The organism is Mucilaginibacter hurinus (assembly GCF_003324525.1).
Classification (GTDB): Bacteria; Bacteroidota; Bacteroidia; order Sphingobacteriales; family Sphingobacteriaceae; genus Mucilaginibacter; species Mucilaginibacter hurinus.
This window is the reverse complement of sequence record NZ_QGDC01000011.1, coordinates 25,349-50,969: the sequence shown is the minus strand read 5'-3', so window position 1 is coordinate 50,969 and position 25,621 is coordinate 25,349. Positions and strand designations below refer to the sequence as shown.

The following is a 25,621-nucleotide window of genomic DNA, read 5'->3' as shown; positions in this document are numbered from 1 at the left end:
AAGATAAACTTTTTATGAAGTACGAGGTGTAACGATATAGGTGGAATAGTTTTTGCAGATCAGTAAATGTGAAAAACAAAACGCTAAGAACAACAGCCCGAATTGCACTTGGCGCCGGGCTTGTATTTGCTGGCATCAGCCATTTAACATTTGCCCGTAAGGAATTTAAAGCGCAAGTGCCTGACTGGATCCCGCTAAAACCGGATGACACGGTGGTGAGTTCAGGCATTGCTGAGATTGTGTTGGGCAGCGCGTTGATATTAGCCCCGAAAAAACATCGAAAAACTATTGGAAAGGCAGCGGCTGTATTCTTTACCGCCATATTTCCCGGCAATATCTCTCAGTATGTAAACAAACGCAATGCGTTTGGGCTGGATACCGATGCAAAACGGTTCACGCGGCTATTCTTACAGCCGGTATTGATTTACTGGGCCTGGAAGAGCACAGGAAACAAATGCAATTGCTAAAAAATAATTTGGTTACAGCCGGCGCGGCTATCGAACAGTATGTCACATTAGTCAGGATCCGGATAATTGCATGCTTATAAATAAAATTTTTTTATTATAAAACAAGCTCTGGCAATAATCATTGTGTTATTATGCGTTATCGATCAGCAGCTTATCTAATGGTGTATTTATTTTTGGTATCGTGCAACAATCCTTCGATGCACTATCAATTACCACCCGAAAAATCCGTTGGTCATGATACTTTGCCGGCAACGGTGCCAGATAGTGCCGGCCTACATACAAATATTGAAACCGGCGCTACCTCACCTACCGCACTAATAGCGTACGCGCGCACGTTAACCGGTATACCGTATGCCGAAGGTTCAGCCGAACCGGCAAGGGGCTTTGATTGTTCGGGCTTTATAACTTATGTCTTCAATCATTTTCGGATAGCCGTTCCACGCAGTTCAGTTGATTTCACTCACGTAGGTACCCAGGTTACTATTACACAAGCTAAACCGGGTGACCTAATTTTGTTTACCGGCACCGATAGCACTATACGTGTTGTGGGCCATATGGGGATAATTGTATCACCCCTGGGAGCACCTGTTACATTCATTCACTCCACCTCCGGAAAAAGAAAAGGCGTAACGGAAACGCCGCTTAATCACTATTATATGGGAAGGTTCGTAAAAATCGTCCGCATATTTCCGCAGGCGAATAAAACACAATCCGTAAGACCGGCTGTTATTTAATTAAAAGTACAGCTTTGCCATGGTATAACGGAGATTATCCGCCGAGTTACAAGAACCAGCCCAAAAAGCTTCGGGAAAAGGCGGTTGAAATAGCCAACGAAGTGTTAAAAAACGGCGCTGACGAGGGTGTTGCAATTGCCACCGGTTTGAAGCGAGCGCGCGAATATTTTGCCAACAGGGATGCTAAATCTAAAAAAGAAGAATAAGTATGCCTTCTACCGTTATCAGCAGAATGGATTATGACGCCGTTACTCAAACCCTGCGCATTGCCTATGTAAGCGGACAGGAATATCTTTATAAGGCTGTACCGAAACCGTTTATAAGGAGCTTAAGGCTTCGCGGGTAAAGGGCCGGTACCTGCGTTTTTTTGTGAAAGATAAGTTTGCTTTTGAGAAGTTGAAATAACTGATAACCCTTTAAAATGTCTGCGATATTTCCGGGTATTTTCTGAATAATTCAATATCCGATATTTATAAAATTATTTAAGTTCAATCCAAACCGGGGCGTGGTCACTGCTTTTTTCCCAGCCGCGCACTTGTTTGTCTACTCCTGCAGCTTTAAGGCGGGGGGCCACCTGGGGGCTCAATAAAAAATGGTCAATACGCAGGCCAGCATCCCTGCCGTAGGCATTGCGGAAATAATCCCAAAACGTGTATATAGTTTGGTCAGGATACAATTTCCGTATCGCGTCAGTCCAGCCCTGATCAACCAGGTTTTTAAAAGCTTGCCGTGTTTCGGGGCGAAAGAGCGCATCATTAACCCACCGCTCAGGTTTGTAAACATCCAGTTCAGTAGGCATAACATTATAGTCGCCGGTAAGTATTACAGGGATGCCTTTGGCGTACAACATAGCCGCATGCTCGTTTAGCCGCTGAAACCAGCGCAACTTATAATCGAATTTGGGTCCGGGGGCGGGGTTTCCGTTAGGCAGGTACAAGCAACCTATCACCATCCCTTCAATAATTGCCTCAATATACCGGCTGTGCAGATCCTCAGTGTCGCCGGGCAGTGCACGGCACACCTCTTTAATCTCAAAGCCCCGGCTTAATATTGCCACCCCGTTCCAGCTTTTTTGTCCATGCCATATCGCCGTGTAGCCTGCATCAAGTATAGCCTGTTCCGGAAATTTTTCCTGCGGCGCTTTCAGTTCCTGTAAGCAAACCACATCAGGCTGGGTTTCGGCAAGCCAGCGAAGCAGTACCGGCAAACGGCCGTTTACTCCATTAACGTTGTAGGTGGCTATTTTCATGATGGTTTTATGCGTGCTGCCAAAACTATTAAATAGAAATGGCAGATAAAAGTTTTAATATCTAACATAAATCTCTTACTTACGATGTACCACAATAGACTGGGATTATTTCTCTTTATCGAATATATGATACTACTTGGCCGAAGTTTATACAACAAATACATTAACATTTATTATTACGTATGCTATTTATAATACTACGAAATAAAAAATTATATAACACAACCATATGTTATCGGTATTGATAAACGTCAAAAAACTTGTATTTTTAAGCAAATAAAGCGTCGAACCGCGGTCGTTTTTTCCCGTAATTTGTATCCCGTTATTTATAGATATGAGAAGGATTGTTTTTTTAGTGGTTTCTTTTTGTTGTATTGTATCAACATGGTATGCCTGCACTTCCGGCTCGCAAGCCGGGGGAGCCCTGGGAAATATGCCCGATACTATAAGTTATAATTTTGATATCAGACCTATATTTTCAGATAAATGCTTTGCATGTCACGGACCAGATGCTGCTAAACGAGAAGCGGGGTTAAGGCTTGATGTAGCGGAAGATGCCTATAAGGCCTTGAAAGAAAATCCGGGTGCACATGCAATTGTACCAGGTAAGCCTGAATTATCGGAAGCATTTGCGCGTATGACAACAAAAGATTCGAGCCAGCTTATGCCTCCGCCTAACTCAAACCTTAAATTGCTGCCGTACGAAATTGCTTTGATAGAAAAATGGATAAAGCAAGGTGCAAAATATGAAAAACACTGGTCGTTTGTAGCCGTAAAAAGCCCGGGCATACCCGAGGTAAAGAATAAAAAATGGCCCAGAAACCAAATTGATTACTTCATTTTGCAAAAGCAGGAGGAAAAGGGCCTTGAACCCAATGAAGAAGCCGATAAGGAGCGCCTGCTGAAACGGGTAAGCCTGGATCTGACAGGTTTGCCGCCATCTGCTAAAATGATGGAGAACTTTTTAGCAGATAACAGCCCTAAAGCGTATGACAAAGTAGTGGACCAATTACTAAATGACCCTGCATACGGCGAAAAGATGGCAGTGCACTGGCTTGATGTTGCACGCTATGCCGACTCGCACGGATACCAGGATGATAATTACCGCAGCCAATGGCCGTGGAGAGATTGGGTGATACATGCCTTTAACAAAAATTTACCTTATGATAAATTTATCACCTGGCAAATAGCCGGCGATTTGTTGCCTAACGCTACAAAAGAGCAGTTGCTGGCTACAGGCTTTAACCGCAACCACAAAATTACTGAAGAGGGTGGTGTTATTGATGAAGAGTACCGGGTGGAATATGTGAGTGACCGCACCAACACGTTTGGGAAAGCCTTGCTGGGCGTAACGCTTGAGTGTGCCCATTGTCATGATCACAAATACGATCCGTTTTCGCAAAAGGAATACTATCAACTTTACTCGTTCTTTAATAATGTAAAAGAATATGGTTTCGAATCAATTGTAGGCGGACCTGAGACCTGGGCTAAAAAACCCAAAATGCAAATAACCGATGAAGATGTAAAATCTGTATTAAAATTTGTTAACAAGCCGGATACAAGCAATCTCATTGTATCTGTTATGGGCGATAACACCGACAGTGTACGTAAAACTTATATATTAAACCGCGGTGTGTACGATAGCCATGGCGAGCAAGTACAGCCGGGCGTACCTGTGGCCATAATGCCTTTCAGTAACAAACTGCCAAAAAACAGGCTTGGGCTGGCACAATGGGCCACTGATAAACGCAACCCGCTTACTTCGCGTGTGTTTGTTAACCAGGTATGGCAGGAATTTTTCGGCAAAGGCATTGTAAAAACCTCGGGCGATTTTGGGATGCAGGGCGAGTTGCCAAGTCACCCGGCATTACTTGATTGGTTGTGTGCCGACTTTATGAGCCATGGCTGGGATATAAAGCGCCTGGTAAGGCAAATAGTTACTTCTGCAACATATCGGCAATCTGCTGTTGTTTCTAAAGCAAAAATGGAAGTTGATCCGGATAACATATTTCTGGCCCGCAGTCCGCGGTACCGTATAAAAGCTGAATTTATTAAGGACCTGGTGCTATCAAGCAGTGGCCTGTTAAATAAAACCATAGGCGGACCAAGTGTGAAACCCTACCAACCGGCGGGTTTATGGGAAGCGGCTGCATCAACAGGGGGCAGCCTGGGTATGCTGGGTACCTATAAACAGGACCATGGGGCGCAACTTTATCGCAGGGGAATGTACACCTTTATAAAACGCACAGTGCCACCACCGGCTATGGGGATATTTGATGCCAGTAACCGCGACCAGTGCGAAGTGAAACGCCAAAGCACTAACACCCCGCTACAGGCATTAGCTATGATGAATGACCCAACGGTGCTTGAAGCGGCACGCGTTTTAGCAGGTAAATTGCAACAGGAGAAAAGTGCAGAGCAAGATAAGATAAACAAGGCCTTTCGCCTGATAGTATGCCGAAAGCCGGGCGACAAGGAGTCGGCCCTGTTAGCTGATTTGTATAAGTGGCGGCTAGAGACCCTGACACAGCAAAAAGCCTCTAAATTGTTGGCAGTGGGCGAATATCCTTTGCCGAAGAATGCTGACAAGATTAAACTGGCGGCGCTAATGCAAGTGATAGTGAATATGTATAACCTTGAGGAAACCATTACAAAATCATAAGTTATGGCAAATGAATTTATGGAGCACGCGCTTAATCAAAACAGGCGGCGCTTTTTATCAAAATTAAGCCTGGGATTAGGCAGCGTAGCATTAGGGTCGCTGTTGGTACCCGATTTGCTTAAAGGAATTGGCGGGGATGATGACTTTGGTTTTACCCCGGGCATACCGCATTTCGCGCCGAAGGCGCAACGTGTTATCTACCTGTTTCAAAACGGCGCGCCATCTCAACTGGAGTCGTTTGACTATAAACCCAAATTGCGCGAGATGTGGGGCCAGGAACTGCCTGCATCGGTGCGTATGGGGCAGCGGCTTACCGGTATGACGTCTGGCCAGGCGTCGTTCCCGCTGGTGGGCTCGTTTGTTGATTTTAAACAGTATGGCCAATCGGGCGCCTGGGTAAGCGACTTATTTCCTTATACTTCAAAAATAGTTGACGACCTATGCATTGTAAAATCAATGTATACCGAAGCGATAAACCACGACCCCGCGTTAACATTTTTTCAAACCGGCGCGCAACAGGGAAACCGTCCCAGCATGGGGGCGTGGTTAAGTTATGGCTTGGGGAGCGAAAATAAAAACCTGCCTGCCTTTACCGTATTGCTTTCGCGCGGCAAGGGGGTTGGCCAGGGTGTGTATTCAAAGCTTTGGACAAACGGATTTCTTGATTCCATCCACCAGGGCGTGCAATTTAGCAAAGGCGAAGAGCCCGTACTTTATCTTAACGACCAGGATGGCCTTAGTAAAGCTGAACGCCGTAAAATGCTTGATAACCTGGCGGAGGTAAACCAGCTGTCGTATCAAGAAATGGGCGATCCGGAAATAAACGCTAAAATACAGCAGTATGAAATGGCCTACCGTATGCAAACTGCCATACCTGAAGTAACCGATATATCAAAAGAATCTGACGATATTATAAAAATGTACGGCCCGGACTGCCTGGTACCGGGCACGTATGCGGCCAATTGCCTGCTTGCGCGTAAACTATCAGAAAACGGCGTACGATTTGTGCAACTCTATCACCAGGGCTGGGACCAGCACGGCAACCTGCCGGGGGATATGCGCAAACAAGCGCTGGATGTTGACCAGGCATCAGCTGCTTTGATAACAGATTTAAAACAACGCGGCTTGCTGGATGAAACCTTGGTTATATGGGGCGGCGAGTTCGGCAGAACAAACTACAGCCAGGGTGCTCTTACAAAAGACAATTATGGGCGCGACCACCATCCCCGCTGTTTTAGCATATGGATGGCAGGCGGCGGCATTAAACCCGGCATAGTGTATGGCGAATCAGATGATTTTGGATATAACATAGTTAAAAATCCGGTGCATGTGCACGATTTTCAAGCCACGGTATTAAACCAGTTGGGGCTTGACCATGAAAAACTGATTTATAAACATTTAGGCCGACGTTACCGTTTAACCGACGTTTCCGGCAAGGTAGTTAAAGATATTTTAGCCTGATCCACCGTACTATAATATGAGAAATAACCTTAAAGGTTTAGCCGGCAACCTATTGTTTGCCTTAAATACCCTTATCCTTTTTTTACTAGTTTTTGAAAGTAAAATTCTGGTGCCGCAATGGTTGCAGCCAATAGGGCGTATGCACCCGCTTATGCTCCATTTTCCTATCGTTATACTCATATTATCAATGGCACTTGAGTTTTTCCGGTACAAGGAAGAGTATGGCGATCAGGGCTTTTACAAAAGCTTTACTTCCAATTTGCTGTTAATAGGTGCAATTTCATCAGCTGTTACAGTTATTATGGGCCTTTTCCTGGCAAAAGAAGAGGGTTACAGTGGTAGTATTTTGCAATGGCATAAATGGACGGGTGTAAGCATTGTTTTCATCGCGTCGTTAATATACTGGTATCGTGACGCTAATTGGTATAAACCAAGAGTAGCCAAAGGCGCGGCGCTGCTTACTATTTTTATGCTAATTGCAGCCGGCCATTACGGCGCTGCCTTAACCCACGGCGAGGACTTTGTTTTAGGGCCGGTAATGTCAACCGAAGCTGAGCAAATACCTATTGAAGAAGCTGCCGTGTATGAACATGTAGTTAAACCTATATTTGAAGCTAAATGCACCAGCTGCCATAATACTGAAAAAATAAAGGGTGAACTATTGCTGACAGATCCTGAAGCCATAATGAAAGGTGGTAAAACCGGGAAGCTGATTATACCGGGCAAACCTGAATTAAGCCTTTTGTTGCAGCGTATTCACTTACCCGAAGAAGATAAAAAGCACATGCCTCCAAAAGGCAAGGTACAACTTACCGAACAGGAAACATTGCTACTGCACCTATGGGTAAAAGCCAATGCCGATTTTAAGAAAAAAGTTGTTGAACTCCCCGAAAACGACTCGCTCAGGATAATAGCAGCAAGCTTTTTAAAACCCGCCGTTAACGAAGATCGCTATGATTTTGCAGCAGCAGATGATAACACGGTGAAAAAACTAAGTAATGATTACCGGGTGATACTTCCATTGGCCAAAGAGTCGCCTGCGCTAAAAGTAAACTTGTATAACCCTGCCGTTTATACCCCAAAGGCAATAGAAGAATTAGCGGCCATCAAAGAGCAGGTAATATCGCTCAGTTTAAATAAAATGCCTGTAACAGATGCAGAACTTAAAACAATAGCACAGTTTACCAATCTGCGGCACCTCAACCTTAATTTCACTGACGTTACCGGGAAAGGATTGCAGTATCTTGCTCCTTTAAAATATTTAAAAAGCCTGTCGCTGGCAGGCACTAAAGTAAGTTACAATAACTTGTCTCAACTATCCGCAATTAAAAGTTTAAAGCAGGTTGCCATCTGGAATACCAGCATTACCAGCGCGGAAACCAAGCAACTTGATAAAGCTCACAAAGGCATTACCTTTATTGCCGGTTATAAAGACGATGGTAAGCCCATCAAATTAAATCCGCCGCAACTAAAGTCTAACGGCTTTATCATTCAAAATTCACTCCCGGCAGACTCTTTGGGTATTAAACATCCTATAAAGGGAGTTGAAATACGATACACCACTGATGGAAGTGAACCCGACAGTGTTTCTGCATTGTTAGAAAAAGGGGTACACTTTACCAAAAACACCACTTTAAAAATGAAGGCTTTTAAAAGGGGTTGGTTAAGTAGTCAGGTTGTTACAGCCGATCTTTTTAAAGGCATATACAAACCTGACAGCCTGGCTGTATTAACCACAATAGCCATGTCCTATAACAACGGTAAAAAAAGACTTATAGACGGGCAACTAGGCGGCATGGATGTAAACAGCGATAGTTGGTTAGGCTTGCAGGGAAATACTGAATTAGCATTTTTCTTTGATAAGCCGGTTACGCTTTCGTCTATTTTATTTCACAGCATTACAGTTGGTCTTTTCGGCAAAAGGCCGCCCGAAATTGTTGAAGTGTGGGGAGGAGCCAATAAAAGCCAAATGCAACTATTAAGTACCGTGAAGCCACAGCTTGCACCGGGAGAGAACCGCCCTTCATTTATAACAGTTGTTGAATGTAAACTCAAACCTAAAAAGATAGCTTACCTGCATATAAAAACTAAGTCGGCAGCCATATTCCTGGTTGATGAGATATTTTTCAACTAGGATTATTAAACAAATCGCGTAAATAGTTAACAAGCGTTTCCAGGTTAATGGGCTTTGATATATAACCGTCCATACCAGCTTTAAGACAATTTTCTTTATCCTCGCTCATCACATTAGCAGTCATGGCGATAATAAGGGGTTTGGCACCATATGTCTTCCTCACTAAACGTGTGGCTTCCAAACCATCCAACTCGGGCATCTGCACATCCATAAAAATAATGTCGTATGGTTTAGCCTCCATCATGGTTAATACCTGTTTGCCGTCACATGCCAGGTCCGGCAGATAGCCCAGTTTATTTAATACCCTTATAATCAGCTTTTGATTCATCAGGTTATCTTCTGCTACTAATATCCTGAAAGGATACTCAAGGGCAAAACCTTCGGAAAGTATACTCTTTTTATCTTCAGAAGCTGATGCTTTGTCTTTTATCAGCGCTAGTTCAATTACTTTGAAAAGGTGGATTTGCTTTACAGGTTTTGTTAACACCGACGAAAACAGGTGCGGGTATTGCTTCTTGTTTTCATTCCCCAGCGAACTCAGCAAAATAATAGGCAGGTTTTGGCGGATGGCCTTAATTTTAACACTTAGCTGAACTCCGTCCATATCCGGCATTTGCATATCGGTAATTACCAGGTCAAGGTCATTCTGTGTCGCAAAGACATTAAGAGCCTCAATTCCAGATGAAACAGCCACAACAGTCATCTTGCGTTTGCTTAACTGCTTTTGAAGTATTTGCAGATTTGTAGCATTATCATCAACTACCAATACCTTTTTCCCTTCGCAAATGTTGGTATCCTCATGCAAGCTACCGGGTGTAACTTTTCCGCTTTTGCAAAGCATACTAAAGGTAAAGGTAGTACCGATGCCAAGTTTACTTTTCACGCTCACGCTGCCACCCAATAATTTAATCAAGCGTTCGCAAATAGCCAGACCTAAACCTGAACCACCATACCGGCGGGTTATAGAAGAATCAACCTGGTTAAACGCTTTAAACAAATTTCCAATTTGTTCTTCGGGTATTCCAATGCCTGTATCCCTTATTTCAAAATACAGCATTACTTCATCATCGGTTACCGGCCCGCGAGTTATACCTACAAATATTTCGCCCTTATGAGTAAACTTTGTTGCGTTCCCTACCATGTTTGTTAGTACCTGACGCAAGCGAAAGCTATCGGAATATATATAGTCAGGTATCCCGTCTTCTATATGGTAAACCAGATCGATGCCTGATTGAGCTGACTTAGATGAGAACAATTCTAAAACGTCTTCAACACATTTGCGCAACTCAAAATCATGCGGATCCAATTCCATGTTACCTGATTCTATTTTAGAAAAATCAAGCACATCATTTATTACACACAGTAAAGATTCTCCGCTGTTTAAAATTGCCTCGGTGTATTCACGTTGCTCAATATCCAATTGTGTCTCCGATAGCAGCGATGCCATTCCTAACACCCCATTCATGGGTGTCCTTATCTCATGGCTCATGGTAGCCAAAAAAGTACTTTTGGCTTTATTTGCTTTTTCGGCCTCCATCCGTGCCTTCCGCTCTTCAGCTTTTTGTCGTTGCAATTCATTATTAAGGTGCTCAAGGTCGTTTGTTTTAGATTGTAGCTCTTCAGACTGCGATTGCAATTCTTCTGACTGCGATTGCAATTCTTCTGCCTGTACCTGTAACTCCTCTGCCTGCGATTGAAGGTGGATGTTTAAATCACGTAATTCATTAGACTGTAGTCTTAACTCAAATGTACGTTGGCGTACCTGCTTCTCAAGTTCAGCCTGCGCTTTTCTTAAAAAACGAATACGATAGCGATAAAAAAGATAAACCAGGCATATACAAGTTAGTAAAAAAAGCGCCCTGAACCACCACGTCATCCAGTACGGGGGATCAACCGTAATAATCAGTTTGCTACTTACAGGATTCCATTCGCCGTCATTATTAGCTCCCTTTACCTCAAATATATAGGTGCCGGGGTCTAGGTTAGTGTAAGTAGCTTCGCGCCTGCTGTTACCCAGACGCCACGCCTCATCAAATCCCTCCAGTTTATATATATACTTGTTTTTTTCGGGTACTGTATAGTCCAGGGCCGCAAACTCAATGGTGACAACGGATTGATTGTAAGGCAAAACAATTTCCTTTGTGGTAAGAATGTTTTGTTTCAAAATAGAATTCTCTCCTATCCGGACGGGTTTATTGAACAACTCCAAACCGGTAAAAACAACAGGTGGCCTGTTCTTATTTAGCGGCAGGTTTGCCGGATCAATTATATTGAAACCATTTATGCTACCTAACACAATCTCGCCGTTTCGTAAATTTGTTCCCGCGCCAATGTTAAACTCAAGGGTTTTTAAACCATTGTATAAATTAAAGTTTCTAAATTTCTTCCTAGCCGGATCAAAGCGTATAATCCCCTGATTTGTGCCCAGCCATAAAAAGCCCTGCTTATCTGCTGTTATATAATTAATGGTATTGTTTATTAGTCCGGATTGTTCATTAAAGGCAGTAAACTTATGTGTGTGTATGTTATAGCAGTTTATTCCGCCTTCCATAGTTCCAATCCACATATTACCGGCTGCATCTTCATAAAACGCACTTACCACATCATTATTAAGGTCGCTGTTTTTGGTATTCAGATATGAAAACGACTTTGTTGCCTGATTATAAATACTTATACCGTACGAGTAGCCCCCTATCCATATATTACCTCTTTTATCTTCATACAGAGCCAATATCGAATTATCTGCTATGCCACTGTTAGACTTCTTGCTTTTTTTGTATTTGGTAAAGGTCTTGGTTTTACGGTTAAATACGTTTACCCCGCCCGACTCTGTACCTATCCAAATATTACCCTTACGATCTTCCAGCAGCGCATAAATGTAGTTGTCGCTTAATTGTCCGCTCCCACTCCCTGCTGTATACTGTTCAAAAACACCCGTTTGAGGATCGAGCCTATTAAGTCCGCTACTGTAAGTACCTACCCAAACATCGTGGCTTTTAGTGTAAATAACCGCCGTAGTATAATTACTTAACAAGCTGTTTGTAGTTCCCTTTTTATGGCGAAAGGATTTATAAGAACAATCGTCCCGGTTAAAATATTCCAGCCCGTCGTCGGTAGCTAAATACAGGTTGCCTTTGTTGTCTTCAGCTATGCTTCTGATAATATTTTTGGCTGAAGGAATAGCCTTTAAAGAGTTTTTGAACGAGGGAAATACCGGGAGGTTACTGTTGTATTTAAGTATACCCTGGCTGGTAGTGCCTACCCACAAGATACCTGTATTATCATGCAACATGGAATATATCCCATCATTAGGCATGGCGCTTTCCTCGGTAACTTTGTTGGTTATAGGTATAATCTGCTTACTATTTGCGTCAAATAATTGCAGCGTTGTGTTGGTCCCTAACCAAAACCTGTTACGCCCGGCCATAGCCATACAAAAGACAGGATTGATTCCATCGGCCGAATTTTTATCGGGATCAACCGTATAATGCGAAAATGCTTTAGTGTTTTTATTTACCAGGATTAACCCACTATTGGTACCCACCCAAATTTGCTTCTTTTCGTCCTCTATGATAACATAAATTAAATTTTCGCCTCCCCTTAACCCGGGTGCCTTATACAAAAATCTCTCAAATTTTTTCGTTTTCCTGTTAAGTCGGTTTAGACCGTTTGCGGTGCCTACCCATAAGTTGTTATCCGAATCTTCAAATATTGAATATATCAGGGAATTGCTGATACTGCCGGTGTCTTGCGGGTTATTAAGAAACCGTTTAAATCTCTGGCGCTTTTTATCAAAAAGGTTAAGCCCTTTTTCTGTGCCTATCCATAAGTTGGATGATTTATCATTGTAAATAACGTTTACATTATTATGGCTGATGGAATGTGGATTGGAAGGATTATGCTTATAGTTTGCAAATTTATCTTTCGCCCGGTCGTATTTACTCAAGCCGCCAATCCTTGTGCCTATCCATAAATCCCCTTGCGTATCTTCATCAATAGACGAAACAAAATTGGCTGGCAACGTTTTATCGTTATCCAGCCGATGCCGGTAGACCTGTACATCATAGCCATTGTATCGGTTCAACCCATCCTGGGTACCAAACCACATAAGTCCGAATCTGTCCTTATAAATACAATGCAGCGTGTTTTGGGAGAGACCGTTAGAACTGTTGAAGGTAGTAAAGCTTATTTTAGCGGGCTGAGCAAAAACACAACACACGCCAACCAGCATGCCAACACATGTAATTGTGATTCTGTTAAGGAGGTTCATTAATAAGCTTATAAATGCATTATAGTCTTCGACAGTTGGTTACTAATACAGCAATTATCTAAATAATAAAATTATACGGCTATAATACTTATTATCAAACATATTAATTTAAAATCATTAATTTCAAATTAATATATATGTACATTGATTCTAAATAAGGCACAAACAAGTTGGATAGGATCTTATGAAATTAATACTGAATATACGATTAGATTGACTGATCAAATATTAAATATTGATCAACGTGCAAAAATATTGTGTTGTTTATTTTACATGCCGGCTTGTAATTTATTTGTGAGCATAATCTCCCCACTGGCAAACGTGGCAACATTATGGTCATACTGTTTGATGACATGGTTAGTTTGATATAGAACGTTACAACTGCGTGGTACATGTACCTACCCGGACAAGTTACGGCAGCCACAATTTAACAACAATCCAAGATTGCGTTTAGCGCCCGGCCGCAACACGTGGCAGTTCAATTTTAAACTGGGTACCCTTATCAAGTTCACTTTTTACCGTTATACTGCCACCAAGACTTTCAACCTGCTTTTTGACCATAAATAAACCCATACCCTTACCTTCAACACTGGTATCAAACCGCTTATATAAGCCGAATATATGCGAGCCATATTTTTTAAGATCAATGCCCCTTCCATTATCAGAAAAAACTAAGCAAACACGATGGGTGCTTAATTTGCTTTCGATATGAATAGCAGGATTGCTGTCTGGCCGGCGATATTTTATGCTGTTAATGATAAGGTTTTGTAATATACTGTATAAGTAAGTTTTAAGCACAAATATTTCATCTGCCTCTGTAAAGTTATATGTGATTGCTACCTGGCCTTTGGTTATTAAATGGATAATTCCCGATTGTATCTCCTCCACAAGGCCGGTTAACGATACTCTTTCTACCTTATCGTTTACCTCCCTATTAACCTGTAGAATGTTATTGAGATCAAGTATTACTTTATCAAGGTTATTTACAGAGTTAGAGAGTGCCTTCAATATTTCAAGGCTCTCATCATCCCCCGGATCTACGCCGTTAAGCAGGTTTGAAAGGCCGATTATGTTGGCAACCGGAGCCCTCAAATTATGCGACACTATATATGTAAACTGCTCCAGATCCTTGTTGCGTTGCACAAGGTCTGCAGTAATTTTGTCACGCTCTATCTCGGCTCTTTTCTTTTCAGTAATGTCCTTTAACGTTAATATGATGCCAATCGTCTCATCTTTTTCATTTACTACCCCTACCCATTTTACATCATACCATTCAGCCGAACCGTCTGCAAGATCAAAGATAGTTTCATAATTAACCATGTTGCGGTTCATTACGTGGGCAATCATCTCCTTAACCCTTGATTTCCGTTCATTAGGGAAATATAACAGGCCTTTTTTACCTACCTTAAGTTTTTTGCGGAAGTTTCTGATGGATAATACGCTTGCATTAGTGTTAAATGATACTATGTTGAAATTGGTATCTAATAATATAATAGCCTGATCGGTGTTTTCAACTATTGAACGCAAGTTGGCCTCTGACTGTACTAACGAAGCTTCGGCCAATTTTTGATCAGTAACATCAATATGCAACACTACCGCCCCTTTATGGGTTTTATCTGCAAGTGGTGCAACCAGTAGCTGAAACCATTTTTTTTCGCCGGATACCTCCGCGAAATATTCCGTGCTGAATTCCCTTTTATGCCCTTGTATTACTTCCTTTATGCCTCTCTCAATAGCACTCCAGCTAACTTTATCAACACTTAGCGCCGTTTCGGCAATTGCCAGATACCCATAACCCACGCCATAGTTAGGTATACCCAGATTATTTATAAGGGCCGCTTTTTTCCAGGACTGGTTTACTGCAATTATCTTGCAATGCTCATTAAGCAAGGCAACACTGGGTGGTAAAGCATTTAAAATCGCAGCCTGGGTTTCTGAGGCTTCCTGCAATTGTATATCTGTTTTTTTACGCTCGGTAATATCCCGTACAACTCCATCAATCCGCACCAGTTCCTTGCCGGCATTTAAACCCGGTATCAACTTGGCTTCAATCCATTTTACGCTATTTTCCTTATGAATAATGCGATATTGTGACGTAACTGTTTGGCCTTGGCCAAGCTTTTTATAGTAATTCTCCCGTATATTTTTGTCTTCCGGATAAATAATTTTATCGGCAAGGTGGGGGTCTGCCATCATCTCGGCCGGTGTATAACCAAATACCTGTTGGCATGCGGGCGATATTTGAATTATCTGGTTGTGCAGTACGTCCTTTGAGAAAAAAACCTCATCAATGGTATTGAATAGTAAATTCATCTGGTCAATAGTCCGTTGACGCTCAGCCTCAAGCCGGTATTTTTCAAGCGCACTTTTAATAGCGCTGGGTAACCGCTGTAATCTGTCTTTCAAAATATAATCTGATGCACCTTCCTTCATCACCTGTACGGCAAACTCCTCAGATATTGTGGCTGTTATTAGGATGAATGGTATTTTAAGACCGCTTTGCCTTAAAATATTAAGCGCATCAATTGATGTGCAAGTGGGCAGGGAATGGTCTGATAAAATTATATCAGGTACAAAATCAATTAGTGCTTTAGCGTAGTCGTTTTTATTGTCAACCAGGATCCTTTCAAAAACCAGGTCTGACTTTTTAAGTTCACGCCCCACCAATTCAGCATCGGTGGGCATATCCTCCAGGTGCACTATTTTTACTTTTTCCATAGTTATCACTTGTTACAGATTATTACCGCCACTGCTGATTTGTTACCAGCCAATATTTACCCAATTCGCTTACTACTTCAACAAATTCCTCAAATCCCACGGGTTTAACAACATAGCTGTTCACCCCCAGATTATAACTCATATTTATGTCCTGTTCTTCTTTTGACGACGTCAGGATAACAACAGGTATGCGCTTGGTGTTCTCGTTCATTTTAACCCTCTTTAATACCTCAAAGCCGTCTATCTTTGGCATCTTGATATCCAACAATATTAGTTTAGGGCCAGCCGCACGGGTGGTTGATAGCTGCTCCGGGGTAAAAAGGAAATCAATTGCTTCGGCACCATCTTTAACATGATGCAGTTTATTAGCCAGATTTACTTTTGTTAAGGACCGAATAATCATTTCCGCATCATGCAAATTGTCTTCCACTAATAATATCTCTACTTCGTTTACAAGCATCTCTTTTTATATAACAGCTTTTTATAAAGGCAATTTAATGTAAAATACAGCTCCCTCTCCGGGCGATGACTCTGCCCAAATAGTACCGCCGTGTTTGTCAATAATCCGTTTGACAAGTGCCAACCCCACGCCGGTCCCCTCAAATTCATCTTGCCTGTGCAGGCGTTGAAATACTCCAAACAGCTTATTACTGTATTGCATATCAAAGCCTACGCCATTATCCTTTACATAATAAATAACACTGCCCTCCTGGCTTACAAAACCTATATCGATAACAGGGTTTAAAGTTTTCGAGCTGTATTTAATTGCGTTGCCCAGTAAGTTCATCCATACATGTTTAATCATGCTCGGGTCGGCTTCGCAGTCGGGTAACTGCTGTAGTTTTATCTCATAATTTAACGGCTCGCCATCAAGTAATTCTCTTAAACAGTTTTTAACCAGTGTATACATGTCAACCTTATATACGGCAAGTTCCTTGCGTCCCAGTCTCGAAAAAGCAAGCAGGTCGTCAATTAACTGCCCCATAAGCCGGGCACTATTAATAATAGTATTAATTATGCGATTCCCCTCGTCGCCCAGTTTGTCTTCAAAGTCTTCTTTAAGCATAGTAGCGTAGCCGCTTACAGCGCGCAACGGCGTGCGCAAGTCATGAGATACAGAATAAGAAAAAGATTCAAGTTCCTTATTTGCTGCCTGCAATTGTTCAGTTCGTTCAACTACTTTCTTTTCCAAGCTTTCATTCAACTGCAAAATTTCTAACTCAGCCTGTTTACGTTCCGATATATTGCGTATGAATACCGATAGTCCGTTAGCTGACGGGTAAATATGAATCTCAAGCCATAAGTTAAGCGGCGCATAATAATCCTCTAGCATTATATATTGCTTTGTTACCAATGCCTCTTTAAATGCCTTATATGTGGGCAGCTTAAGTGCTTCGGGAAATGCATCCCCAACATGCTGGCCAATCAGCGATTCGGGTTTAACGCATAGCATTTCACCTGCCTGTCCGTTAGCGTAGGTATAACGCAGGTTGTTATCGAAGGCAACAAAGCCGTCGGTAATGCTTTCCAGTATATTTTCAACTTGCTCGGTTTTTTTCCTTATTTCTTCTTCAGCCGCTTTCCTCTCGGTAACGTTTCTGAAGTTGCATACTATGGCATTAATATCCTTATCATGCAGCATATTGTTAAATATACATTCCACCCAAATGTAGTACCCTTGTTTATGTTGAGTGCGGTAAGTTAAAAAGTGGGGGATGCCTGGTTTCGAGAGCACTTTTTTCCAGATATCTTTCACTGCGTTCTCTTCATCCGGATGAGCCATTTTTGCCATATCATATTCAGCGTCTCCGGTATGGCTCCAGCCATTTATACGCTCTGAAGACAGGCTGCGGTAAAAGATGTCAAAGTTTTTATCTAACAAGTAAATACCATCATAGCTGTTCTCAATAAGTTTACGAAATCTGCGCTCGGTGGCTATTGCCTTTTTGGTATTCTCTTTAACCCTGCGCTCAAGCTCGGCATTAGCGGCAGCCGAGTCGTCATCAAGTTTTTTACGACCAGTGATGTCGCGCACTATTACTGCAAACCCGGTTAAGTGCCCATTGTCATTATAAATGGTTGTAAGCACCTCATTAGCCCAAAAAACCTCTCCGTTTTTCCGCACGCGCCAGCAATCTTCTTCGTAGATCCCGTTTTTTAACGCCTCATTTAAATGAAATCTTGGTTTATTCTTTTGTATGTCTTCAGGAGTATAAAAAATTGATATATGCTTGCCGGTCACCTCGTTTTCTGCATACCCTGTTATATTAGCTGCGCCCTGATTCCAGCTCAATACATACCCATTAGCATCTATCAAATAAATGGCATAATCTTTCACACTTGCTACCAGCAAGCGAAAAAGTTTTTCATCAACATTCTGGTCATCCGCCGGACGGTTGCTGTTTTCGGAGAACAATTGGTTAAAATTTGGTTAAGCTTTGGTTAAAAGTTACACTAAAATACGCCCCGTTTAACTATTATCTAAGTTAAATAAAAAAATAATATGTAGGCGATGTAGGTAAACAGGAGATCGTAAACTGTGTTTACATCATAAAACTCTGAATTATTAACCGTTAATACAACAATTAAGAATGTGTTATTTGTAACATTTTTGTACCATTAATTAAATTATTTCTTTTAAGCAAAAAATATCCTTTTAAATGCTACCAATTTTTCTACCGCGTTGAAGTAAATAATATTAGTATAAGGTTATTATTCATTTTTCATAAAATGATTAAAAACAAGTAATTTTGATTATCAACTCAACAACTTAGCACACGCCCTTAAATGAGCAAAAAAAAAATACTGATAACCGGGGCAAGCAGAGGGCTGGGTCTTGCAATATCTAAAAAACTCTCAGCCAACTACACACTAATCCTTCACGCCAGCAAACCAGAAAGCTTTAGCCATATTGAGCCTGGCAGCCATATTTTATGCGCAGACCTTACTGATAGCGAGCAAATAAATAATTTTTGTAAAGTGCTGAAAAAGGAACATGGTGATGAGTTGTACGGCGTTATTAATAATGCTGGGCTTACATTTGATAAACCTTTGCTTTTCCAGCCCGAACGCGAAATTGAGGCGATGTTGAACGTTAACCTGAAGGCGCCGATTATGATATGCAAAACAGCCATGAAAATATTCAGCCTGAATAAAAGCGGCGTTATCATTAACATGAGTTCTATTGTAGGTCAAACCGGTAATGCTTTCCAGGCAGTATACTCAGCTACTAAAGCAGGACTGGCAACACTGTCACGCTCGCTGGCGCAGGAAGCCGCTACGGCCGGCGATGGCCATAGCATAAGAGTACTTAGCGTTTCACCGGGTTTTATTGAGACGGATATGACAGACGCCATCCCCGAAGCAGAAAAAGAAAAGTACCTGAAAATGATACCTGCAAAAAGGTTTGGTCAGGTTGAGGATGTAGCCGAAACTGTTGCATTCCTGCTGTCAGACAAAGCTGGTTATATTAACGGCACAACTATAAACGTTAACGGAGGCTTGCTTTAAGATGGCACACGCTCCTTACAAAACACCTACACTGGTGGGCGAAAAGCCTAAACACTGGCTGCTGCACGGACCTACAAAACGCTATATCGATAATTACCATTATCATTCGCCCGGTGTGGGTATTGTGGCCAGCTATACGCCCCTGGCCCGCGATGTGAAAGATCATTTTAACATATTTCGTGGTGTTGACCAGGTAGAGTCATTCGCACAGGCGTCGGTAGTGTCGTTGGCTACGTTTTCGGAATGCAAAAAGATGAAAATACTGCCGGTAGAACTATCTAACCTTTTTGTACCCACCTTTATCAGCATAGGCGAGGTCAATTACCACTCGTATTTGGAAAAGGGGCAAACTTTCATTAACATTGGTTGTATAAAGTTCTATAAATTCAGGCAAATGGTATGTGACGGCCGGATATACAAAGTGCCGCCGGGACTTAACCTTGACGAGTATTTTAAGGATTTCACTGATGAACGGCTATTGGCGTACGATGTGAGCAAAGAATTTAAGCTGGTGGCCGAGTTGAAAGGCATTACCGGCCGGGCGATAAAAAAAGAGATATTTAATTCCTTATAGAAAAATAATGACGGAAAGAGAAGAAATCCTTGCAGATCTTATAGAGGTACTGAAAACGGTAAGAACAATTGATCCTGCACGTTTGGAAAATGTAACCGAAGAAACAGACTTCCTGGCGGATATGAACGCGCCATCAACCGAACTGATAAACATTGCGGTTAAAGTGGAGCAGAAGTTTGATGTGGAGTTTGAAGATGACGATATTGACAACCTGGGTTCGACCGTGAAAGACGTTATCGACCTGATCATCCTGGCCAAAAACAGGAAATAATGGCCGTACCCGGAAGAAAAGTAGCAGTGGTAGGCATGGGCGGGGCTTTCCCTACCTGTACTGGGCTTGAAGACTTTACCAACAAGCTATTTACCGGTCAGAGTATGATACGGGAATGGCCTTTGGCCGTTAAATATGGTAAGCAAATGCGGTCAACCATGTGCGGTTACATTACCGAGGCCGAAATGGGCCTTGAGCCGGTGTTTAACCCTATATCTGACGAATATCCCGAAACGTATATTGATCTGCAGAACCGTATACCGGATCTTAACCTTGCTACTGCGGATATGGGCAGTATCTGGGCGATGCTTGGTGCACTGGAGTCGATAGAAATGGCGGGCTGGAAACAGGAAGAGACACAATCGGAGCAAACCGCAGTGGTGGTGGGCTCCGGTGGTGCCGGACACGTTATACTCCGGGTTGCATGGCACGGCTTTTTTAAGGAAGGCCGTAAAACACGTTCTGCAGGATCCCATACAGTTGACCGCGCCATGGTTTACCGCGATGCAGCCAACGTTTCATGTTTAATAAAAAATAAAGGCGTGTGCGAAGCTATCGGTTCGGCCTGTGCTACCGGTTTGGGAAATATCGGCTATGCGTACCGCCTAATTAAATTCGGCCTGCAGGATCGCGCGATTGCGGGCGGTGTAGAAGGCACTTCGCTTGAAACGTTTATCGGTTTTGATGGCATGCAGGTATTAAGTAAAGGTTTTACCCCCGAAACAAGTTCGCGCCCGTTTGATGTTAATCGCAATGGCTTTGTGTGCGCTTTCGGCGGTGGCATTGTTGCCCTTGAAGAATATGAAATGGCAAAGGCCCGCGGCGCAAAGATATATGGCGTTATCGACGAATATTTCAATAACTCTGATGGCGATGGCAATATGTTTGCTCCATCATTTGCCGGGCAAAAAAGACTTTGGAAAGGCCTGCGCGACGGTGCTACCATTAAGCCCGATGTAGTAAAAGTGCACGGAACAGGTACCCCTGTTGGCGATATAATTGAACTACTTTGCGTAATTGACGAGCTTGGCGAAAGCGGCTACCATATATCAGCCCCAAAATCGCAATTCGGACACATGCTCGGCGCTGCAGGATCAGTGGAGTTTATTGCTGCCTTGCAAATGCTGGAACACCAAAAGGTTTCTCCCTGCATCAATTCAGATAATTTGAACAACGAGCCCGAGAATTTCCAGAAAACAGAAGGCTGGGACGGCCCCGTTAAGCCGGTATCAGAATACCGCCATTTAATACCACAACATACGGTTGAAAAAGAAATAAACCAGATAGTTTGCCTTAACTACGGCTTCGGTGGCACTAACAGCGCCATAGCCGTATCACGGGATGTTTAACGATGATCAACAATCAAAATAAAGTTGCAGTTATATTTGGCGTAAGGAACGACAGCTCTATTGCATGGGACGTTGCCCTTAAGCTGCACCATTCGGGTTGTAGGGTTGCGTTAAGCTATATGGCCGACACCAGGGAAGAAGTATTATACCTGATGCGAAGTTCAGGCATGGATACCAGTTACGCCATGGAAGTTGATATACGCAACGAACTGCAGATAACCGAGTTTTTGCAGGCTGTGCACACGAATATGGGCCCGATAGATTATTTGCTGCACGGCGTGGCTTTCGGCAGCCAGGATGTAATGTGTTACAGCATTCCGGGTAGCGATGAACCGGCCCCTCTGTATATTAATATTCCGTTTGATGATTTTATGGATGCGTTCAACATCAGCGCTTATTCGCTGTTACGCGTTGCACGTGTGGCCGAGCCTTTGCTGACCAAAAACGCTTCTATACTCACTTTAACCTATAATGCATCGCAGCGCGTGTTTCCGCCTTATGCCGGCATGGCTATTTGCAAAGCCGCGTTAGAGAATATTATGATTTACCTGGCCAGTTACTTCAGAGATAAAAAAGTTAGGGTGAACGCCATATCCGCTGGCCTGGTAATGACAACTTCGGCAGGTGGTATTAATGGCGTGCGTACTTTGCGTAAAATAGGCAAGTTTACTGCACCGTTAGGTAATATTGAAGCCGGAGACGTAGGCGATGCCGCTTTGTATTATTTCTCTTCCCTATCGAAGCGGGTAACGGGTAATATACACTTTGTAGACGGTGGTTTTAATATTATGGGCCTGGGTGTTGATGGAGAGTAGGCTGCAAAAAACACTGGAAGAAACCATCATTGGCCAGCAATATGCAGTAGGTAACGACCTTGTTTTTATCCCCGGCTTTATCCATTCACTAACCGAGTTATTTAAACAGAAAGTTTTTACTGACGCCGAAATAGCTTATTGCGACCGTTTTGACAACGCTGTATTACATTATGCATCAACATGGGCGGCAAAAGAGGCGGTTTACAAAGCAGTAAAACAGCTTAACCCCACACCGCTGGGTTGGAAAAAAATAGAGATTAGCCGCGAAAAATTAGGTGGAAGGCCTTGTGTGTTAATTCACAAACACCCTTGCACGTTCAACGTAAGCCTCACCATTTCACACGACGGCGACTATGCATGGGCAGTAGCTATTATAGACAACAAATTTTAATAAAGTGACAGAGCATTACTTTGAAAATGACCTGGTAAAGCTGCACTATTACAAATTTGGTGGGGGGCCGCAAACCATGTTGTGTTTTCACGGGTTTGGCATGCACGGCAAGCAATTCCGGCTGCTGGAAAATACGCTGGGACAGAAATACACCTTTTATGGCTTCGACCTGTTTTTTCATAAAGAAACCAAATTACGTGACGAAAGCCTTACTACCATAAAAAAAGGCATTACAAAAAAGGAACTTGCCGCGCTGATAACTGATTTTTGCAGGCATATAAAGACAGAACGCTTTTCGGTCATCGCCTACTCCATGGGCACGCACTATGCCACAGCAGTGACAGAGGAGCTAGGCAACCTGATTGACGAATACATAGTTGCTGCACCGTCATCCCTTAATCCAGGTGCATTGGTAGCTTACTTTAGCAAAAGCGTGGCAGGTAACAAACTGCTGGAAAAATTGGTTTTAAGCGAAAAGGCTTTGATAAATATGCTCAACATTGCCAAATGGTTAAGGCTGATTGACGGGCCCGGCCGGCAAATACTATATAATGAGATAAGCACGGCTCAATTGCGCTTTAATTTTTACGCCTGCTTTACCTATCTGCGCTTTTTGGAAACCGACAAGGCAAAACTTATAAGAACGTTAACAGATAATAAAATACGCAGCATCTTTATTTTCGGCAAACGCGACCGAATGTACCCACCAAGTATAGGAAGAAACTTTTTTCCGAAACTAAAACATGCTGAAGTTGTACTTTTGGATGCGAACCATGAGATGATAAATGGTGAATTCATTTCAAAATTATCCGGTTTATTGCTATGATCCTGAAGTCGAAACCACTGTCGCCCTTTATGTTTAAGCTGCTTGCAAGGCTGCTTAACTTTTATTTTAAATGGCGCTTTAATAAATTGGTTATTCGCGAAGCTGATATAAAACCTAACCACTCATACATATTAATGTGTAATCATTTTAGTTTTTTGGATGGCTTTTGGGCGTACTACCTTTGCAATAAATTGCTTTGGAAGCCCGACGGTATGAAGCGGCTATTTATTATGTCGCTAAAAAGGCAGATCGAATTGAATTGGTGGATGAAGTATACAGGGAATTTCTCTATCGAACCGAGGAAAAAATCAATGCTGGAGAGCTTTGACTATGCCGCTGAGGTATTATCAGAACCCGGAAGCCTGTTGCTGTTCTTTCCGCAGGCTAACTTAGAGAGCTGCCATGTGCGAAATATTGACTTTCAGGACGGTTTGTACGAGATAGTGACCCGGATAAAGGGGAACTGCCAGTTAATTTGGTGCAGCAATATCGTAGAATATTTTGAAAGTATTAAACCATCGGTATATATGAATATGCTGGATTGCGGCACCAACCGTGACTTTAATTTTGAAGAATTAAAATTAAAAGTGAATCAATTTCATAAAGAAGCCCTGGCAAGAACGGTAAGATATACCAAAGAAGGATAAGTTAATCCTGCCTAAGTTAAGGTGGACTATTTACCTACCCTATCTAACCCCTCTTCCGCCTGCATTTCAATACTCTTTTCATACTCATGATTTTTCATATCTATAGCCTGTTTGTAGTAAGAAGCGGCCCTTTTATTATCTCTCCTCTTCTCATAAATACTTCCAATGCTTAATGCCGCGTTAGCTGCATAATAATAAGTTGCGCCTTTACCCATATTAATGGTTTTTTGGTAATTCGCTACTGCTTCATCTTGCTTATTCAGGCGCTCATAAACCCGGCCCAGACGATAATAAAATTCCATTTTATCGCGCGGTATTTTAAAGCTGTTTACTTTTTCGTCTTTTAGTTCGGCCAGGGCCTTGGCATAATATCCTCCATCAAAGTACAGCCGGGCTTTTAGCAAATCAACATCAGGACGGCTATCATTTGCCTCTTTAAGAGCTTGTTTATCCTTTTCATCAACTGTGTACCCCCTGGCGCGTACCAGTTTAAGGTAGTACTGATATTTAGCCTCATCGCCACGTAATAAATAAAAGTACGCCAGTTTTAAATAAGAGTCTTTAATAAAGTTCATCCCTTTATATTCGTTAATGTACCTGGCTAAAAACACATTGGCATCACTATCCATCCGGCATAATTTAGCATTCCCAAGCAGATAGTTCACCGCGGGCAGCGGGGTATACGGCCCACCCTTAGGCAGCTTTTCCAGATGTTTAATAGCCTCGTCGTTGTGTGCAGTTTTGCTCGCCACATAGCCTTGCAGATATCCGCGCAACAAGCTTTTATCGTCCATATCAGCCAGGTAGCCAGATAGCTTAGCGTAATTATCTTTATTGTGCAACACATCTATATCCATATAACATAAAAAGAAGATCACCTCGTCCTTAAAAAAGCTATACTTTGTATTCCCTATCTGCAACCTTAACTTTTCAAGTTGATTAACGCCTGTCTGTATATTGCCCTTCATTCCTAAAAATGATGCAACGCTTTTCATGCTTGAGGGCAAAGCGCCAAAAACAACATCAATAAGCGCAATGCTCTTTAAACTTGGCAAAAAGTCGGGGTATTTCTTCATGTTGTCACGCAGCATATTCCGTGCTTTTTTTAAGTCATTAGCTGACGACATATAGTCACCAAATTTCCCTTTTAATAATCCGCATTGCATATACACCTCGGCCTGCGAGAACAGATAATAAGGTGAACTTTTATCGTTACCGTCCAACGCGTCAATGCGTGCCGATCGCCTTGCCTTCAGCTTTTCATATTCGTTTTTACTATCGGAGGTTAATACCGTAAAAAAATCAACGTAGCTATCTAATAGTACAGTTATCCCGTTTTGCGGATTTTGCTGCTTTTCTTCGCGAATAAGCGCACGTGCCTCATTAAGCTTTAAACTAAATATGGCGTTGTAGGCTTCCATGCACCGTGCGTTGTAGCTAAAATTGGCGCTGGCAGTTACACTGGAAATTAAAAGAAGTAGTAAGGAAACAATTTTTTTACAGTTTACTATCATAAACTTGGATGACTATTTTGATGTTGTTA

21 protein-coding genes are annotated in these 25,621 nt (G+C 42.4%); 15 read left to right on the top strand and 6 right to left on the bottom strand.

Translation table 11 applies throughout. From position 1 onward, the window contains the following. Positions 1–68 precede the first annotated feature (68 nt). The 4 genes from DJ568_RS16645 to DJ568_RS16630 all read left to right on the top strand — a co-directional run bounded on the left by DJ568_RS16645 (position 69) and on the right by DJ568_RS16630 (position 1,547). A complete protein-coding gene (locus DJ568_RS16645; protein ID WP_114006439.1) occupies positions 69–467 on the top strand; it encodes a DoxX family protein in 399 nt (132 codons plus the stop codon). A 158-nt stretch (positions 468–625) separates the two neighbouring features. After that, entirely contained in the window at positions 626–1,201 is a 576-nt protein-coding gene (locus tag DJ568_RS16640) for a C40 family peptidase (protein WP_158534963.1), read from the top strand. Positions 1,202–1,215: 14 nt separating this feature from the next. Continuing rightward, positions 1,216–1,407 (top strand): DUF2188 domain-containing protein, encoded by a 192-nt coding sequence (locus tag DJ568_RS16635; RefSeq protein WP_114006437.1) that lies wholly within the window; start codon positions 1,216–1,218, stop codon positions 1,405–1,407. A gap of 2 nt (positions 1,408–1,409) precedes the next feature. Then, positions 1,410–1,547 (top strand): KTSC domain-containing protein, encoded by a 138-nt coding sequence (locus DJ568_RS16630; RefSeq protein WP_114006436.1) that lies wholly within the window; start codon positions 1,410–1,412, stop codon positions 1,545–1,547. 132 nt (positions 1,548–1,679) lie between these two features. On the opposite strand, the gene xth is transcribed toward DJ568_RS16630, so the two are convergent. Beyond that, the gene (gene xth, locus DJ568_RS16625; RefSeq protein WP_114006435.1) at positions 1,680–2,450 is read right to left on the bottom strand and encodes an exodeoxyribonuclease III; all 771 of its coding nucleotides are present in this window, start codon (positions 2,448–2,450) and stop codon (positions 1,680–1,682) included. A 334-nt stretch (positions 2,451–2,784) separates the two neighbouring features. On the opposite strand from xth, the gene DJ568_RS16620 reads away from it, so the two are divergent. From DJ568_RS16620 to DJ568_RS16610, 3 genes are read left to right on the top strand one after another with little or no spacing between them, the layout of a single operon-like run. Next, the gene (locus tag DJ568_RS16620) at positions 2,785–5,112 is read left to right on the top strand and encodes a PSD1 and planctomycete cytochrome C domain-containing protein (RefSeq protein WP_114006434.1); all 2,328 of its coding nucleotides are present in this window, start codon (positions 2,785–2,787) and stop codon (positions 5,110–5,112) included. A 3-nt stretch (positions 5,113–5,115) separates the two neighbouring features. Further along, positions 5,116–6,573, top strand: coding sequence for a DUF1501 domain-containing protein (locus tag DJ568_RS16615; protein ID WP_114006433.1), 1,458 nt, complete (start codon positions 5,116–5,118; stop codon positions 6,571–6,573). A gap of 16 nt (positions 6,574–6,589) precedes the next feature. Continuing rightward, entirely contained in the window at positions 6,590–8,707 is a 2,118-nt protein-coding gene (locus DJ568_RS16610; protein WP_114006432.1) for a c-type cytochrome domain-containing protein, read from the top strand. On the opposite strand, the gene DJ568_RS16605 is transcribed toward DJ568_RS16610, so the two are convergent. From DJ568_RS16605 to DJ568_RS16590, 4 genes are all read right to left on the bottom strand, one after another. Continuing rightward, on the bottom strand, positions 8,700–12,938 hold the full coding sequence (locus DJ568_RS16605) for a hybrid sensor histidine kinase/response regulator (RefSeq protein ID WP_262510690.1): 4,239 nt from the start codon (positions 12,936–12,938) through the stop codon (positions 8,700–8,702). The two genes, DJ568_RS16610 and DJ568_RS16605, sit on opposite strands and share 8 nt — an antisense overlap. Positions 12,939–13,427: 489 nt before the next feature. Further along, positions 13,428–15,695 (bottom strand): PAS domain S-box protein, encoded by a 2,268-nt coding sequence (locus DJ568_RS16600; RefSeq protein WP_114006430.1) that lies wholly within the window; start codon positions 15,693–15,695, stop codon positions 13,428–13,430. 22 nt (positions 15,696–15,717) lie between these two features. After that, positions 15,718–16,155 (bottom strand): response regulator, encoded by a 438-nt coding sequence (locus DJ568_RS16595; RefSeq protein ID WP_114006429.1) that lies wholly within the window; start codon positions 16,153–16,155, stop codon positions 15,718–15,720. Positions 16,156–16,176: 21 nt separating this feature from the next. Then, complete coding sequence (locus DJ568_RS16590; RefSeq protein ID WP_114006428.1) at positions 16,177–18,111, bottom strand: PAS domain-containing sensor histidine kinase; 1,935 nt, start codon at positions 18,109–18,111, stop codon at positions 16,177–16,179. 371 nt (positions 18,112–18,482) lie between these two features. On the opposite strand from DJ568_RS16590, the gene DJ568_RS16585 reads away from it, so the two are divergent. From DJ568_RS16585 to DJ568_RS16550, 8 genes are read left to right on the top strand one after another with little or no spacing between them, the layout of a single operon-like run. Continuing rightward, the gene (locus DJ568_RS16585) at positions 18,483–19,205 is read left to right on the top strand and encodes an SDR family oxidoreductase (RefSeq protein ID WP_114006427.1); all 723 of its coding nucleotides are present in this window, start codon (positions 18,483–18,485) and stop codon (positions 19,203–19,205) included. Between the two features lies 1 nt (position 19,206). After that, positions 19,207–19,779 carry a hypothetical protein gene (locus DJ568_RS16580; RefSeq protein ID WP_114006426.1) on the top strand — a complete coding sequence of 191 codons (573 nt, stop codon included), beginning with the start codon at positions 19,207–19,209 and terminating at the stop codon, positions 19,777–19,779. 7 nt (positions 19,780–19,786) lie between these two features. Continuing rightward, complete coding sequence (locus tag DJ568_RS16575) at positions 19,787–20,050, top strand: acyl carrier protein (protein ID WP_114006425.1); 264 nt, start codon at positions 19,787–19,789, stop codon at positions 20,048–20,050. Further along, positions 20,050–21,399 carry a beta-ketoacyl-[acyl-carrier-protein] synthase family protein gene (locus tag DJ568_RS16570; protein ID WP_114006424.1) on the top strand — a complete coding sequence of 450 codons (1,350 nt, stop codon included), beginning with the start codon at positions 20,050–20,052 and terminating at the stop codon, positions 21,397–21,399. The genes DJ568_RS16575 and DJ568_RS16570 overlap by 1 nt, the downstream gene beginning before the upstream one ends. Positions 21,400–21,401: 2 nt before the next feature. Continuing rightward, positions 21,402–22,214, top strand: coding sequence for an enoyl-ACP reductase FabI (locus DJ568_RS16565; protein ID WP_114006423.1), 813 nt, complete (start codon positions 21,402–21,404; stop codon positions 22,212–22,214). Further along, entirely contained in the window at positions 22,204–22,605 is a 402-nt protein-coding gene (locus tag DJ568_RS16560) for a holo-ACP synthase (protein WP_114006422.1), read from the top strand. The genes DJ568_RS16565 and DJ568_RS16560 overlap by 11 nt, the downstream gene beginning before the upstream one ends. A gap of 4 nt (positions 22,606–22,609) precedes the next feature. Continuing rightward, a complete protein-coding gene (locus DJ568_RS16555) occupies positions 22,610–23,431 on the top strand; it encodes an alpha/beta fold hydrolase (RefSeq protein WP_114006421.1) in 822 nt (273 codons plus the stop codon). A gap of 29 nt (positions 23,432–23,460) precedes the next feature. Continuing rightward, positions 23,461–24,078 carry a lysophospholipid acyltransferase family protein gene (locus DJ568_RS16550; protein ID WP_233496710.1) on the top strand — a complete coding sequence of 206 codons (618 nt, stop codon included), beginning with the start codon at positions 23,461–23,463 and terminating at the stop codon, positions 24,076–24,078. Between the two features lie 26 nt (positions 24,079–24,104). Here DJ568_RS16550 and DJ568_RS16545 read toward each other — a convergent pair whose 3' ends face one another. Beyond that, positions 24,105–25,499: a tetratricopeptide repeat protein gene (locus tag DJ568_RS16545; RefSeq protein WP_233496709.1), complete on the bottom strand. Its 1,395-nt coding sequence runs from the start codon at positions 25,497–25,499 to the stop codon at positions 24,105–24,107. Between the last annotated feature and the right edge of the window lie 122 nt (positions 25,500–25,621).

Excerpts from the sequence above, each read along its gene's own strand:
- DJ568_RS16640 (WP_158534963.1), top strand. The coding sequence starts at position 626 with ATGGTGTATTTATTTTTGGTATCGTGCAACAATCCTTCGATGCACTAT.
- DJ568_RS16630 (WP_114006436.1), top strand. The coding sequence starts at position 1,410 with ATGCCTTCTACCGTTATCAGCAGAATGGATTATGACGCCGTTACTCAA.
- xth (WP_114006435.1), bottom strand. The coding sequence starts at position 2,450 with ATGAAAATAGCCACCTACAACGTTAATGGAGTAAACGGCCGTTTGCCG.
- DJ568_RS16620 (WP_114006434.1), top strand. The coding sequence starts at position 2,785 with ATGAGAAGGATTGTTTTTTTAGTGGTTTCTTTTTGTTGTATTGTATCA.
- DJ568_RS16615 (WP_114006433.1), top strand. The coding sequence starts at position 5,116 with ATGGCAAATGAATTTATGGAGCACGCGCTTAATCAAAACAGGCGGCGC.
- DJ568_RS16610 (WP_114006432.1), top strand. The coding sequence starts at position 6,590 with ATGAGAAATAACCTTAAAGGTTTAGCCGGCAACCTATTGTTTGCCTTA.
- DJ568_RS16605 (WP_262510690.1), bottom strand. The coding sequence starts at position 12,938 with ATGCTGGTTGGCGTGTGTTGTGTTTTTGCTCAGCCCGCTAAAATAAGC.
- DJ568_RS16600 (WP_114006430.1), bottom strand. The coding sequence starts at position 15,695 with ATGGAAAAAGTAAAAATAGTGCACCTGGAGGATATGCCCACCGATGCT.
- DJ568_RS16595 (WP_114006429.1), bottom strand. The coding sequence starts at position 16,155 with ATGCTTGTAAACGAAGTAGAGATATTATTAGTGGAAGACAATTTGCAT.
- DJ568_RS16585 (WP_114006427.1), top strand. The coding sequence starts at position 18,483 with ATGAGCAAAAAAAAAATACTGATAACCGGGGCAAGCAGAGGGCTGGGT.
- DJ568_RS16580 (WP_114006426.1), top strand. The coding sequence starts at position 19,207 with ATGGCACACGCTCCTTACAAAACACCTACACTGGTGGGCGAAAAGCCT.
- DJ568_RS16575 (WP_114006425.1), top strand. The coding sequence starts at position 19,787 with ATGACGGAAAGAGAAGAAATCCTTGCAGATCTTATAGAGGTACTGAAA.
- DJ568_RS16570 (WP_114006424.1), top strand. The coding sequence starts at position 20,050 with ATGGCCGTACCCGGAAGAAAAGTAGCAGTGGTAGGCATGGGCGGGGCT.
- DJ568_RS16565 (WP_114006423.1), top strand. The coding sequence starts at position 21,402 with ATGATCAACAATCAAAATAAAGTTGCAGTTATATTTGGCGTAAGGAAC.
- DJ568_RS16560 (WP_114006422.1), top strand. The coding sequence starts at position 22,204 with ATGGAGAGTAGGCTGCAAAAAACACTGGAAGAAACCATCATTGGCCAG.
- DJ568_RS16550 (WP_233496710.1), top strand. The coding sequence starts at position 23,461 with ATGTTTAAGCTGCTTGCAAGGCTGCTTAACTTTTATTTTAAATGGCGC.
- DJ568_RS16545 (WP_233496709.1), bottom strand. The coding sequence starts at position 25,499 with ATGGAAGCCTACAACGCCATATTTAGTTTAAAGCTTAATGAGGCACGT.